Consider the following 13576-nt stretch of genomic DNA (forward strand, 5'->3'; position numbering starts at 1 on the left):
ACGTGCGCCGCACTCCCACTCTTTCCTGTGACGCGATCGTCACGTCTGCTGGCGCGCGGGCGCGTCCGCGGGGCACAGTTGATCCGAACCGCGCGCGGGCCTCGGCCGGCGCGCACACCGAGCCGGACCCCGGGCGACCGGGCCGACGGGGCTAGAAGGGCTACGGCACGTGCCACCCGTGTTCACTGGGCCGGAGGCCGGGACGCTCCCGCACCTTCCCCACCTGCCGCGGCGCCTGCGCGCCGAGGCCCCGTCCTGGACCGAGACCACCGACGTGTGCGTCATCGGCTCCGGCGTCGCCGGACTCACCTGCGCGCTCAACCTGCGCCGCGCCGGATTCCACGTCACCGTGGTCACCAAGGTCCACATCGACGACGGCTCCACGCGCTGGGCTCAAGGCGGCGTCGCCGCCGTCCTCGACCCCCTCGACACCCCCGCCGCGCACGCCAGGGACACCCAGATCGCCGGCGTCGGCCTCTGCGACCCTGCGGCGGTCGACGTCACCGTCACCGAAGGCCCCCAGCGCATCGCCGACCTCGTCCACCTCGGCACCGAGTTCGACCGCGACCCCGACGGCTCGCTCCAGCTCACCCGCGAGGGGGGCCACCGCGCCCGCCGGATCGTCCACGCCGGCGGCGACGCCACCGGCGCCGAGATCCAGCGCGCGCTCCACGCCGCGGTCCTGCGCGACCCGTGGATCCGCATCATCGAGAACGCCATGGTCCTCGACCTGCTCACCGACGCCCGCGGCCACGCGGCCGGGATCAGCCTCCACGTCCTCGGCGCGGGCGTGGAGCACGGCGTCGGCGGTGTCGAGGCCCGGGCGGTCGTGCTCGCCACGGGCGGCCTCGGTCAGATCTTCCAGTCGACCACCAACCCCTCCGTGTCCATCGGCGACGGGGTGGCGCTGGCGCTGCGGGCCGGCGCGACCGTGACCGACCTCGAGTTCGTCCAGTTCCACCCGACCTCGCTGTACGTGCCCGGGACCCCCGGCCGCGGCGGCGGCTCCGCGACCGGGGGCACCGAACCGGACCTCGAACGTATCCCCGGGGACCGACAATCCGCCCCGGACGCCGGCCCCGCCCGGGTCGGCGGCGACCAGCAGCCGCTCATCTCCGAAGCGCTCCGCGGCGAAGGCGCGTACCTCCGCGACTTCTCCGGCGACCGCTTCATGACCGGCCTCCACGAGCTCGCCGAGCTCGCGCCGCGCGACGTCGTGGCCAAGGCCATCACCAACCGCATGATCGCCGAGGGCCGCCCGCACATGTGGCTCGACGCCCGCCACCTCGGCCGCGACATGCTCGAGAACCGGTTCCCGAACATCACCGCGACCTGCCGGTCCCTCGGCGTCGACCCCGTCGCCGACATGATCCCGGTCGCCCCCGCCGCCCACTACGCCTCCGGCGGCGTCCGCACCGACCTCCACGGCCGCACCAGCGTCCCCGGCCTCTACGCCGCGGGCGAGGCCGCCTGCACCGGCCTCCACGGCGCCAACCGGCTCGCCTCCAACTCCCTGCTCGAAGCGCTCGTGTTCGCGCAGCGCATCGCCGACGACCTCGCCGAGCACAAGCCGAGCCCCGGCGTCCCCGAGCTCCCCGGCGGCGAGGGCACCGTCTGCTCCACGACCTCCCGCGCGCCCCTCCAGGAGGCGATGACCGCCGGCGCCGGCGTGCTCCGCTCCGAAGCGTCACTGGAGGCCACCGCAGCGTCGCTGACGGCATTGGGGGACAATGTGTCCGGTCGTCCGCGACCGGCCACATGGGAGGCCACGAACCTCCTCACCGTCGCCGCCGCGGTCACCGCCGCCGCCCACCGCCGCCGCGAGACCCGGGGCAGCCACTGGCGCGAGGACCACCCCGAGGCCGCCGACGCCTGGCTCGGCCACCTGTGCCTCTCCATCAGCTCCGACGGGGAGCTCGACACCACCTGGGAGCCCATCGCATGAGCAGATTCGCCGAAGTCCCCGGCGGGGCCGGCCTCGACGAGCGGCTGCTCGCCTGCCGCCTCGACCCCGAGGACGTCTACGTCGCCGTCCAGGACTACCTCGACGAGGACCTCTCCCACGCGCGCCGCGACGTGACCTCCGAGTCGATCTTCGGCCCCGGGCACACCTCCACCGTGGCCGTCACCGCCCGCGCCGACGGGCTCCTCGCGGGCCTCCCTGTCGCCCACGCCGTCTTCCACGCCATGCCCGGCGACGTGACGTTCGAGTACCTCGCGAAAGAAGGCTCCCGCATCCGCGCCGGGCAGGTCCTCGCCCGCGTCACCGGCCCCACCCGGTCCCTCCTCGCCGCCGAGCGCACGGCCCTGAACCTGCTGTGCCGCATGTGCGGCGTCGCCACCCACACCCGCCGCTTCGCCGACGTCCTCGCCGACTGGCACACCACCGTCCTCGACACCCGCAAGACCACGCCCGGCCTGCGCGCCTTCGAGAAGTACGCGGTGCGCGCCGGGGGCGGCGACAACAAGCGCATGGGCCTGTACGACGTCGCGATGATCAAGGACAACCACAAGGAGGCCGCGGGCTCGATCAGCGAGGCGTTCGCCGCCGTCCGCTCCGCCGAGCCCGACGTCGACATCCAGGTCGAGGTCGAGACCCTCGAAGAGGCCGTCGAAGCGGTCGCCGCCGGGGCCGTCTTCCTCCTGTGCGACAACATGAGCCCCAAGGAGCTCGCCGAGGTCGTCGAGACCGTCGGCGAGCGCGCCGAACTCGAGGCGACCGGGAGGATCACCCTCGACACCGCCGTGGACCACGCCGCCACCGGCGTCGACTACATCTCGGTCGGGGCGCTCACCCACTCCTCGCCCATTCTCGACATCGGCCTGGACTTCGAGGAGTAGAGCCGTGCTGCTGTGCGTCGACATCGGGAACACCAACACGGTGCTGGCCGTGTTCGAGGGCGAGACCCTCAAGCACTCCTGGCGCATCCGCACCGACCCGCACGCCACCGCCGACGAGCTGGGCCTGACGTTCCGGGCCCTGCTCTCCGGCGACGGCGTCGACCTGTCGGGGATCGCGCTGTCCTCCACCGTGCCCCAGCAGGGCGCGGAGGTCGCGAAGATGGCGCAGCGGTACTACCCGCACGCGACCCTCGTGCAGATCGCGCCGGGCGTGAAGACCGGGGTGCGCCTGAGCATCGACAACCCGCGCGAGGCCGGGCCCGACCGGATCGCGAACACGTACGCGGCCTTCCACCTGTACGGCGGCCCGTGCATCACCGTGGACTTCGGGACCTCCACGAACATCGACGTGATCTCCGAGAGCGGCGACTTCCTCGGCGGGGCCTTCGCGCCCGGCATCGAGATCTCCATCGACGCGCTCGCCTCGCGGGCCGCGAACCTGCTGAAGATCCCGCTCGTCAAGCCCCGCAGCGTCATCGGCAAGAACACCGTCGAATGCCTCCAGTCCGGGATGGTCTACGGCACCGCGGCGCAGGTCGACGGCCTGGTCCGCCGGATCACCGCCGAGCTCGGCACCGACCCGACCGCGGTCGTGGCCACGGGCGGCCTCGCGCCGGTCGTCATCGAGCAGTGCGAGACCGTCACCCACTACGAGCCGAACCTGACCCTGCACGGGCTCAGGATGATCTGGGACCGGAACGTCTGAGCGGCACCGTGACCGGTGCGTGGGCGCCGGATGGGCCGCGTGTGACCGGCGCGTGAGCGGCGGCGCATACGTTGGGGCGCATGGCACAGCAGACGACCACATCGCCCCTGCGGCGCGCTTCGGCCGCGCTCGCCCGCACCGCCGCCGCCGGTTCGCTGGCGGCGCTCGCGGTGGCCGCCTTCGCGGCCCCCGCCCAGGCCAGCACCGACTGGACCCTCTCGAACGACCCCGACAGCGTGCGGATCACCGGCGAGGACGGCGGTTTCACGCCGCCCTACGCCAGTGTCCGGATCACCGGCGAGGACGGGTTCACCCCGCCCTACAGCGTGCGCATCACCGGCGACGAGACCGACAACCGCGACTTCAGCGTCCGCATCACGGGCGCCGACAACCGGGACTTCTCGGTGCGGATCACCGGGACCCGCGTCACCGGCGACAGTGTCCGGATCACCAAGGACGACATCGACAACCGCGACTTCAGCGTCCGGATCACCGGCGCGGACAACCGCGACTTCTAGACCCCCGGCGCCGGCGGCGCGACCTGCGGGTGGTGACTGACCCGCTGGGGGAGCCCGGGTTCCGGGCGTGGGGATCGATGCGCCGTCCGGCGGCGAGGGCGCCGTTCGGGTGCGGCGCGATCAGGGGCGTTCGGCGAGTGACCGCCGGGCGCCCCATCACCGTGCCCGGGCGTCCCGGTCCGCCCGCTCACCCCTCGACCAGGGCCCGGATCTCCGCCGCCCGCGGGTCGCCCAGCTCCGTCGCGAGCGCGAGCGCCCGCTCCAGCACCTCGGCCGCCTCCGCACCGCGTCCTCCAGCGCGCAGCGATCGGCCGAGCGCCGTCAGGCTCACCGACTCGTACCAGCGGTCGCCGATCTCGCCGAACACCTCGGACGCCTCGCGCAGCCACCGCGCGGCCGCCTCGTGCTCCCCGGCCTGCCGGTGCGCCAGGCCGATCGCCTCCATGGCCCGGCCCTGGCCGCGCCGGTGGCCGAGCCCGCGCAGCAGCTCCAGCGAGCGCCCGGCGGCCTCGATCGCCTCGGCCGCCCGCCCCGCGTCGATGTACGACCGGGCCAGGTTGAACAGCGAGACCGCCAGGTCGGCGGGGTCCCCGGCCGCCTCGTCCAGCGCGGCGCAGCGGCGCAGGTGGTCGATCGCCTCCTCGTGCCTTCCCATGCTGCGGAAGATCATCCCGAGGTTGTTCAGCACCGCGGCCTGGCCGCCGGTGCTCCCCAGCTCGAAGTAGAGCGCCAGGGCCTCCCGCTGCGACCCGATCGCCTCCTCGAAGCGCCCCAGGTGGCGCAGGCTCGCGCCCATCGTCAGCATCTCGGCCTCGCCGAACCGGTCGCCCGCGCGCCGCGCCGCCGCCAGTCCGGCCTCGCCGAGCACGGCCATCTCCGGCCAGGCCCGGCACCGGTCCAGGTGCGCCCACAGCAGGTGCACGAGCCGCCAGCACCGCCGGTCCAGGCCCGCCGCGGCCGCCGCGCCGACCGCCGCGACGAGGTTCGCGTGCTCGGCCTCGAACCAGCCCAGCGCCTCCTGCGAGTCGGCGAACGCCAGCGGCTCGACCCCGGCGGGCCGCTCCAGCCGCGGGTCCTCGGAGGTCGGCTGGAGATGGGCCCGCGCGCTCAGGCCCGTGGCGATGTACCAGTCGAGGAGCCGCGCCAGGTCCGCATCGTGCCCGCCGTCGGCGGCGGCGAGCTCGGCCGCGTACACGCGCAGCAGGTCGTGCAGCTCGTACCGGCCCGGCCGCGGGCGCCGCAGCAGGTTGTGGTCCACAAGGGACTCCAGGAGTCGGGTCGCGGACGGCGACCCGGTGAGCGCCGCCGCCGCGGCCGCCCCGATGTCCGTGCCCGGCGCCGTCCCCAGCGCCCGGAACGCCGCCGCCTCCGGCCCGGGGAGCGCTTCGTACGACCACGAGAAGACCTTCCGCACGTCGTCGGCGCCGTCCCCGAGCGCGTCGAGCCGCGCACTGCCCTCGCGCGCCTCCTCGACCAGCGCCGGGAGCGCCATCCCGGTGTTGCGCACGCGTTCCGCCGCGAGCGCCACCGCCAGCGGCAGGTGCCCGCACAGCCCCGCGAGCTCCGCGATCGCCCCCGCGTGCCCCGCGACCGCCTCGGGCCCGAGCACCCCGCCCAGGAGCGCGGCGGACTCGTCGGGCGTGAACGGCTCCAGCTCCACCAGGTGCGCGCCCTCGCGGCGGCGCAGGCTCCGCAGCCGGTTCCGGCTGGTCACGAGCACGACGCTGCCCGACCCGGCCGCAGCACCGGCGGCTGAGCCGGGCAGGAACGGGCGCACCTGCTCGGCGTCGTAGACGTTGTCGAGCAGCATGAGGACGCGGCGGCCCGCGAGCGCGGACCGCAGCGTCGCCGAGCGGCCGTCGGTGTCGGGCGGGATCCGCTCCGGATCGGTGCCCAGCGCCAGCAGCAGCGTCATGAGCGCCGCATCGGCGACGGGCCCGGGCCGGTGCCCGGCCAGGTTCAGGTGCAGCTGCCCGTCGGGGAACCGGCCCGCGACCCGGTGCGCCCAGTGCACCGCGAGCGTCGTCTTGCCGACCCCCGCGGGGCCGCTGACGACCGCGAGCGCGGCGCCGGTCGCACTGTCGTGCCCGGGACCGCGCCCGAGACTGCGCTCCAGACTGCGCTCCAAAAAACTGTCGAGGTCGGCGAGCGGGTCGGCGCGTCCGGTGAACCCGGCGATGTCGGCGGCGAGCTGGCGCGGCACGGCGTCCACGGGCGCGGGCGCCGGGGCGAGGGCCGCGTTCGCGGGCCCCAGGACCGTGCGGTGCGCCCGCTGGAGCTCCTCCCCGGGGTCGACGCCGAGCCGGTCGGCCAGGAGCGTGCGCACCCGCTGGTAGGCCCCCAGCGCCTCGGCCTGGCGGCCGGAGCGGTGCAGGGCGAGCATGAGCCGCGACCACAGGAACTCCCGGAGCGGGTGCCGCGTGGTGAGGTCGCCGAGCTCGGCGACGAGTTCAGCGTGGCCGCCCGCGGCGAGCACCAGGTCGGTGCGGCGCTCGATAGCTCGCAGCCGCTCCTCGGTGAGCGCGGGTACGTGCGCGAGCGCCAGCGACTCGGCCTCCACGTCGACCAGCGGCTCCCCGCGCCACAGGCCCAGCGCCTCCTCCAGCAGTGCGAGTTCGGCGGCGCCGGCGTGCCTGGACGCCGCGACGAGCGCCCGGAACCGGTGCACGTCGACCGCCTCGGGGTCCACGTCGAGGGTGTACTCGCCGGGCCCGGCGGTGACGGCGTCGGTGCCGATGGCCTGGCGGAGGCGGTTGACGATGGCGTGCAGGCGGTGCCGCGCGGCCGGGTCGTCCTCGCCCCACAGGAGCCGGGCGAGCGTGCTGCTGCGGACGGGCCTCCCGGCGGCCAGGGCGAGGGCGGCGAGGACGGCGCGCTGGCGGCCCCCCGTGACGGGCGCCGGCGCACCGCCGTCGGTGACCTGGAACGGGCCGAGCAGCCCGATCCGCATCGTCTCTCTCATGGTGCGGCAACTCGCATCGGTCGGCACGGCCGGTCTCCATTGGACGGACCGGTCGCGCGGTGAAGGCAGTGGGAAGGCGGCGGGGACGCGGCGGGCGCCGGTCCCCGGCCGCCGTCCGAGCCCAACAGTAGCGAGTGCCGGCCACCGCGCCCAGGTCCTGCGTGGACGTTCCGGGCGCGGCGGTCCGCTCAGGCGGCCGGGCCGCTCACCGGGCCGTGGGCGAGGTGCACGCTGCGGGCGCCGCCGCGCATCCGGATGCGGCGGGCCAGGGCCACCGCGTGCTTGACGTCGGTGGCGAGGAACAGGACCGTGGGCCCCGAACCGGAGACGTGCGCGGCGAGCGCGCCCTCCTCCAGGCCGCCGTGCATGAGCGAGGCGAGCTGCGGGCGCAGGCTCACCGCCGCGGCCTCCATGTCGTTGACCAGCAGCCGCGCCAGCGAGTCGGCGTCGGCGCCGCCCTCGAAGGCCGCGACGATCGGAGCGATGTCGGCGGAGTAGCGGCCGATGCCGTCCTCGCGGAGCCGGTCGACCTCCTTGTAGCACTCCGGGGTCGAGATCTGCGTGTCGGTGGTCGCGACCACCCAGTGCCAGGACCCCTTGGCGCGCACCGGCGTCAGCTCCTCGCCGCGCCCGGTGCCGATCGCGGTCCCGCCCTTGAGGCAGAACGGCACGTCGGAGCCGAGCCCGGCGGCGAGGCGGTGCAGCTCGGCGTCGCCGATCTCCACGTCCCACAGCCGGGCGCAGGCGATCAGCGCACCCGCCGCGTCCGCGGAGCCCCCCGCGAGGCCCCCGGCGACGGGGATGCGCTTGTTCAAGTGCAGCTTGACGGCCGGTTCGATCCCCGCGTACAGGGCGACGAGCTTCGCGGCCTTGTGCGCGAGGTTCCCCTCGTCGGTCGGCAGCTCCCCGGCGCCCTCGCCGGAGATCGTGATCGCGATGCCCGGCTCGTCGCGCGGTTGCGCGGTGACGGTGTCGTGCAGCGAGATCGCTTGGTACACCGTGGAGAGCGCGTGGTAGCCGTCGGCGCGCGGATCCCCCACCCCCAGGTGCGGGTTGATCTTGGCGGGGACGTCCACCGATACGCCCGCCTGCGGTGCGGCTGGAGCGGTCTGTCCGGTCATGCGGTCCTCCTCAGGTCCGACTGGTCCCGCCCAGCGCCTCCTTGGCGTCGGCGAGGGCGATGAACTCCGCTATGTCCAACGACTCACCCCGCCTCGTGGGTTCGATCCCCGACCGCTCGAGCACCGCGTCCACGTCCTCGCCCGCCCACGCCTTCAGGGACTGGCGCAGCATCTTGCGCCGCTGGCCGAACGCGGCGTCCACCGCGCCGAAGACCTCGACCCGGTTCGCGTCGGGGCTCTGGATGCGCTCGAACGCCACGAGTGCGCTCGCGACGTTCGGCACCGGCCAGAACACGTTCGCCGACACCGACCCGGCGCGCTTCGCTTTCGCGTACCAGGCCATCTTCACGCTCGGGCCGCCGTAGATCTTCGAGCCCGGCTGCGCGGTGAGCCGGTCGCCGACCTCGGCCTGGACCATGACGAGGCCCTTGCGCAGCGTCGGGAAGTGCTCCAGAGCGTGCAGGACGACCGGCACCGCCACGTTGTACGGCAGGTTCGCCACGAGCGCCGTGGGCGGCTCGGGGAGCTGCGCGGGGTCGATGCGGGCCGCGTCGGTCTCGACGACCACGAGCCGCTGGTGCTCCTCGGGCGCGCGGTGCGCCACGGTCGTGGGCAGCGCGAGGGCGAGCTTCGGGTCGATCTCGACCGCGATCACCTTCCGGGCGATCTCGATGAGCGCCAACGTGAGCGAACCGAGGCCCGGGCCGACCTCCATGACCACGTCGTCCTCGGCGAGCTTCGCGGCGGCCGCGATGCGCCGGACCGTGTTCGCGTCGACGACGAAGTTCTGGCCCCACTTCTTGGTGGGGGTGATGCCCAGGCCCCGCGAGAGGGTCCGGATGTCGCCCGAGGTGAGCAGGCGCGCCATCAGCCCTGGCCCCCGGCGAGCAGCGGCTCCAGCTTGATGCCCGGGTAGTCGTTCTCGATGGTCTGGATGCGGTACTTGTTCGGCAGCGCCACCAGGAACGCGCCGTCGCGCGGGCGCGAGAACACCTCGACGCCCGGCGCGGTGCGCAGCCGCGCCGCCCCTTCGGCGTCGGTGAGCCGCGCGAGCTGGTACGGCAGGTGGTCGATCGTGGCGGGCACGTCGAACTCGGCCTGGAGCCGGGCCGTGGTCACCTCGAACTGGAGCGGGCCGACCGCGGCGAGCACGGGCGTGGCCTCGCCGCGCCGCTCGGAGTAGAGGACCTGCACGACCCCCTCGGCGTCGAGCTGCGCGATGCCGCGGCGGAACCGCTTGGCCTTGGAGGTGTCGTGCATCTGGAGCGCCCCGAAGTGCTCGGGCGCGAACGCCGGCAGCGGCGGGTACTCGACGGCCTTCCCCTGGTAGATCGTGTCCCCGACCGACAGGCCGGTGGCGTTCACCAGGCCCACGATGTCGCCGGGCCACGCCTCGTCGACGGTGTCGCGGGCCGACCCGAACAGGGTCTGCGCGTACTTCGTCGACATGGTGCGCCCGCCCTGGGCCTGCGTGACCTGCATGCCGCGCTCGAACCGGCCCGAGCAGACGCGGATGAACGCGAGCTGGTCGCGGTGCGAGGCGTTCATGTTCGCCTGCGACTTGAAGACGAACCCGGAGAAGCCGTCCTCCAGGTCGCGCGGCTCGCCCTTGGCGTCGTCGCGCGAGAACGGCGACGGCGCGATGTCCACGAGCAGGTCGAGGAGCTGCCCGACCCCGAAGTGCACCAGCGCGGCCCCGAACAGCGTCGGCGTCGTCTGGCCGGACTCGAACGTCTTCTGGTCGAAGTCGGCGTCGACGGCGCTCAGCAGCTCCGACTCCTCGCGCGCCCGCTCGTAGTCCTCGCCGAACCGCGCCAGGGACTCGTCCTCGCCGAGGACCTCCGCGATCGCCGACTGCTGCCCGCCGGGGGACCGCTCGTAGCGGACCATGCCCGGCACCTGCGGCCCCACGGGCCGGCGGCCGTCCCGCCGCTCCCCGCTGTGCTTCCGGTCCGGCTCGCTCCGCTCGCCGAACGCGATCCGCTCGATGACGCCGCGGAACTCGCCGCCGACGCCCACCGGCCACGTCACGGGCGTCGGCTTGATGCCGATGCGCGTCTCGATCTCCTCGATGAGCTCCAGGGCGTCCTTCGCGGGCCGGTCCCACTTGTTCACGAACGTGATGACGGGGATGCGGCGCGCCCGGCACACCTCGAACAGCTTCAGCGTCTGCGGTTCGAGGCCCTTCGCGGCGTCCAGGAGCATCACCGCGGCGTCGACCGCGGTGAGCACCCGGTACGTGTCCTCGGAGAAGTCGGCGTGGCCGGGGGTGTCGAGGAGGTTGACGACGCAGTCGCGGTACTCGAACTGGAGCGCTGCCGAGGTGATCGAGATGCCGCGGTCCTGCTCCATGGACATCCAGTCGGAGACCACGCCCTTGCGGTCGCCCTTGCCGTGGACGGCGCCCGCGGCCGAGATGGCGCGGCCGTGCAGCGCCAGGGCCTCGGTGATGGTCGACTTGCCGGCGTCGGGGTGGGAGATCACCGCGAACGTGCGGCGGCGCGCGGCCTCCGCCGAGATGTGGCTGGACATGGATTCCTCAAGGTTTCAAAGTGCTGCGAACCGCGGCCCGGGGCCGCGCCGCGATGCGGGGCGACGCGCGTCGGGGGCCGGCCTTCAACGATAGCCGTGGCGAACGACACGACCGGGCAGCCCGTTCCGGGGCCGATTCCTGTCGGACCCCTGCGCAACCCTGGACGCTACGTTCCCCTTCTGGGTGGGTGGGGGCTCGGGATGGTCTACAAGCGCAAGCCCTTAACGGCCCTTACGCTCAACCGTCCTGACTCTTAACGGCCCTGACCGGCGAGCTCGGCCTTGACGATCCCGGCGACGAGCTTCCCGTCGGCGCGCCCGGCCGTCTTCGGGCCGATCGCCTTCATCACCTTGCCCATGTCCTGGGGTCCCGAGAACCCGCCCTCGGCGATCGCCGACCGCACCAGTTCAGTGACTTCCGCCTCAGTGAGCTCGGTCGGCAGGTACCGCTTGATGACCGCTTCCTCGGCGAGCTCGTTGTCCGCGGACTCCTCGCGGCCCCCCGCGCGGAACGCGTCCGCCGCCTCCCGGCGCTGCTTCGCCTGCTTGACCAGCACCTTCACCACGTCGGCGTCGTCGAGTTCGCGCTTGGACTTCCCGGCGACCTCTTCGTTCCGAATTGCGGTGATGATCATGCGGAGCGTGCCCAGTGTCACCTTGTCCTTCGACTTGAGGGCGGCTCGCATATCCGTTTCCAACTGGGTCTTTAGCTCGCTCATATCTCGACAATCTACCGTTGGGGGTATGAAGATCAGCCGTGGACTTGCCGCAGCAGCCGGGATCGGGGTCGGCGCGGGGGCGCTGGCGCTCGCCTACGCGTCCCTATACGAACGCGTCCAGTACACGCTCAGGCACTTCGCCGTGCCGGCGCTTCCCGAAGGGTCCGAGCCTATCCGGGTCCTGCACATCTCCGACCTGCACATGACGCCCGGGCAGGTGCGCAAGGCCCACTGGGTCGCGTCCCTGGCCGCGCTCGACCCGGACCTGGTGCTCCTGACCGGCGACAACCTCGCCCACCCGGACGCGGTCGACCTCGTCGCGAAGACGCTCCGGCCGCTGCTGCGCGCCCCTGGCGCGTTCGTGTTCGGCTCGAACGACTACTACGCGCCGGTGTTCAAGAACCCGCTCCAGTACTTCAACCGCAACCACGAGCACAAGTACGGCGAGCCGCTGCCGACCGAGGAGCTGCGCAAGGTCCTCGTCGACGGCGGGTGGCTCGACCTGAACAACGCCGCCGCGGACAAGGTCGTCGCCGGGATGAACGTCCACTTCGCGGGCGTCGACGACCCGCACTTCGACCTCGACGACTACGAGCTCGTCGCCGGGGCCGTCCCCAGCAGCGCCGACCTGTCGATCGGCCTCACGCACTCGCCCGAACCGCGCGTCCTCGACTCCTTCGAGGCCGACGGCTACGACTTCGTCGCCGCGGGCCACACCCACGGCGGCCAGGTCTGCGTGCCCGGCTACGGCGCGCTCGTCACCAACTGCGGCATCGACCGCGAGCGCGTGAAGGGCCTGCACCCGTGGGAGGACATGTGGCTGCACGTGTCCGCCGGGCTCGGCACCAGCCCGTACGCGCCGGTGCGCTTCGCGTGCGCCCCGGAGGCGAGCCTGCTGACGTTCGTCCCGAAGGTCTTCTAGTCGCGGGGCCGGGGCCCGGATGTGACCGGGCCCCGCGCCCCCGACCCCGTTCGACGGCCCGCGCCGGGTTCGGGTAGCATTTCCAATCGACGCGTTCGCCCAGCGTGCGCGGGAAAACAGAACATCGGGTTGTGGCGCAGCTTGGTAGCGCACCTCGTTCGGGACGAGGGGGTCGCAGGTTCAAATCCTGTCAACCCGACAGATCGGCACCGGGAGCATCGACGATGCTTCCGGTGCTTTCGTATGCGCAGGGGACGGCGGTGCACTGCCGACCGGAAGTCGGCAAGGCTTCTGGTACGGCCCCCACGCTTGGATCTCGCTCGATCCGGGTACCAGGACGGCAACCGGTCGACTGAGCACTCATCGACCAGCGCTCATTGACTCACCGCCCATCGACCCAGCGTTCATCGACCGGTGCTCATCGACCCAGCGACCTTCGACGAAAGGACGGCGCCGTGGCCACCCCCGAGTCCGAACTTCCGACGTGGAGCGAAGCGCAGCAGCACGCCGTGACCCACGCATCCGCCGCAGCCACCGAGCGGGACCCCGCGACGCGAGAGCACCACCTCCAACTCGCGCAGGTGTGGGCCACCATCGCCCTCTCCCGCGCCACCTTCGAGCAAGCCCAGAAGTTCGCCCACTCAGTCGACGACCTCACCGGCACGATCAACGACATCCCGTCGCGGCTGCCCCGCTGAGCAGACTTCGTTGACCGGACCCCGCTGCCGGGCCCCGCAGTCGCAGTCCGGTCTCTCGCGAGCACCGAAGCGGCAACCGGCGGGGCCGCTCAATAGCGTTCGACGAGGTGCTCCCGGCCTGTCGGAGGTACGTAGGGCACCGGCCAGAAGTCGGTGATGCGGGTGATGCGTCCGGTCTCGTCGAAGTCGAGCCAGACGCAGGCGGGCTCGTGGTCGTCGCCGATCCAGAAGTCCACCAGGGCGGCGGCGTGCCTGCCCTCGGTGACCACTCGCTGCGTTCGCAGGTGCCAGTCGCCCGGGTACTCCTGGTTGAAGCGGATGTACGGCTCCCGGCCGACGACCCGCTCACGCGTCTGCGGCATCTCGTACACCACGTCCTCGGCGAGCAAGGCGTGCAACGCATCCCAGTCGCGCGCCTCCAGACTGGCGAAGTACTTGCCGGCGGTGCTCTCGGGTTCGGCCATCTCGAAATCGTAGGGACCGGGTCCGACAGGCAC

The 13576-nt window shown here is 73.1% G+C and carries 12 protein-coding genes and 1 tRNA gene; 7 read left to right on the forward strand and 6 right to left on the reverse strand.

Translation table 11 applies throughout. The features are described from left to right. Positions 1–178: 178 nt before the first annotated feature. The 4 genes from BLS99_RS22970 (at position 179) to BLS99_RS22985 (ending at position 4125) form a co-directional block, all read left to right on the forward strand. Positions 179–1945, forward strand: a complete 1767-nt coding sequence (locus BLS99_RS22970) for an L-aspartate oxidase (protein ID WP_091054054.1) — start codon at positions 179–181, stop codon at positions 1943–1945. Beyond that, positions 1942–2841 carry a carboxylating nicotinate-nucleotide diphosphorylase gene (gene nadC / locus BLS99_RS22975; protein WP_091054055.1) on the forward strand — a complete coding sequence of 300 codons (900 nt, stop codon included), beginning with the start codon at positions 1942–1944 and terminating at the stop codon, positions 2839–2841. The genes BLS99_RS22970 and nadC overlap by 4 nt, the downstream gene beginning before the upstream one ends. 4 nt (positions 2842–2845) lie before the next feature. Next, positions 2846–3607 (forward strand): type III pantothenate kinase, encoded by a 762-nt coding sequence (locus BLS99_RS22980; RefSeq protein WP_091054056.1) that lies wholly within the window; start codon positions 2846–2848, stop codon positions 3605–3607. Positions 3608–3687: 80 nt separating this feature from the next. Next, positions 3688–4125: a hypothetical protein gene (locus BLS99_RS22985; protein WP_091054057.1), complete on the forward strand. Its 438-nt coding sequence runs from the start codon at positions 3688–3690 to the stop codon at positions 4123–4125. A gap of 187 nt (positions 4126–4312) precedes the next feature. Here the strand turns inward: BLS99_RS22985 and BLS99_RS22990 are convergent, their stop codons facing one another. The 5 genes from BLS99_RS22990 to BLS99_RS23010 all read right to left on the reverse strand — a co-directional run bounded on the left by BLS99_RS22990 (position 4313) and on the right by BLS99_RS23010 (position 11459). Further along, a complete protein-coding gene (locus BLS99_RS22990) occupies positions 4313–7087 on the reverse strand; it encodes an AfsR/SARP family transcriptional regulator (protein ID WP_091054058.1) in 2775 nt (924 codons plus the stop codon). A 188-nt stretch (positions 7088–7275) separates the two neighbouring features. Further along, a complete protein-coding gene (locus BLS99_RS22995) occupies positions 7276–8208 on the reverse strand; it encodes a 4-(cytidine 5'-diphospho)-2-C-methyl-D-erythritol kinase (protein ID WP_091054059.1) in 933 nt (310 codons plus the stop codon). A gap of 10 nt (positions 8209–8218) precedes the next feature. Further along, positions 8219–9076, reverse strand: a complete 858-nt coding sequence (rsmA, locus tag BLS99_RS23000; RefSeq protein ID WP_091054060.1) for a 16S rRNA (adenine(1518)-N(6)/adenine(1519)-N(6))-dimethyltransferase RsmA — start codon at positions 9074–9076, stop codon at positions 8219–8221. After that, complete coding sequence (locus tag BLS99_RS23005; protein ID WP_091054061.1) at positions 9076–10740, reverse strand: peptide chain release factor 3; 1665 nt, start codon at positions 10738–10740, stop codon at positions 9076–9078. The genes rsmA and BLS99_RS23005 overlap by 1 nt, the downstream gene beginning before the upstream one ends. 254 nt (positions 10741–10994) lie before the next feature. Further along, positions 10995–11459, reverse strand: coding sequence for a GatB/YqeY domain-containing protein (locus BLS99_RS23010; protein WP_091054062.1), 465 nt, complete (start codon positions 11457–11459; stop codon positions 10995–10997). A 25-nt stretch (positions 11460–11484) separates the two neighbouring features. Here BLS99_RS23010 and BLS99_RS23015 point away from each other — a divergent pair, with 25 nt between their 5' ends. The 3 genes from BLS99_RS23015 to BLS99_RS23025 all read left to right on the forward strand — a co-directional run bounded on the left by BLS99_RS23015 (position 11485) and on the right by BLS99_RS23025 (position 13079). Then, positions 11485–12381 carry a metallophosphoesterase gene (locus BLS99_RS23015; protein ID WP_091054063.1) on the forward strand — a complete coding sequence of 299 codons (897 nt, stop codon included), beginning with the start codon at positions 11485–11487 and terminating at the stop codon, positions 12379–12381. Between the two features lie 125 nt (positions 12382–12506). Next, positions 12507–12580 (forward strand) — tRNA-Pro (locus BLS99_RS23020). Positions 12581–12836: 256 nt separating this feature from the next. Next, the gene (locus BLS99_RS23025) at positions 12837–13079 is read left to right on the forward strand and encodes a hypothetical protein (RefSeq protein ID WP_091054064.1); all 243 of its coding nucleotides are present in this window, start codon (positions 12837–12839) and stop codon (positions 13077–13079) included. 89 nt (positions 13080–13168) lie between these two features. Here BLS99_RS23025 and BLS99_RS23030 read toward each other — a convergent pair whose 3' ends face one another. Then, a complete protein-coding gene (locus BLS99_RS23030) occupies positions 13169–13543 on the reverse strand; it encodes a nuclear transport factor 2 family protein (RefSeq protein WP_091054065.1) in 375 nt (124 codons plus the stop codon). Between the last annotated feature and the right edge of the window lie 33 nt (positions 13544–13576).

Origin of the sequence: Glycomyces sambucus (genome assembly GCF_900102815.1) — a bacterium.
Taxonomy (GTDB): domain Bacteria; phylum Actinomycetota; class Actinomycetes; order Mycobacteriales; family Micromonosporaceae; genus Glycomyces; species Glycomyces sambucus.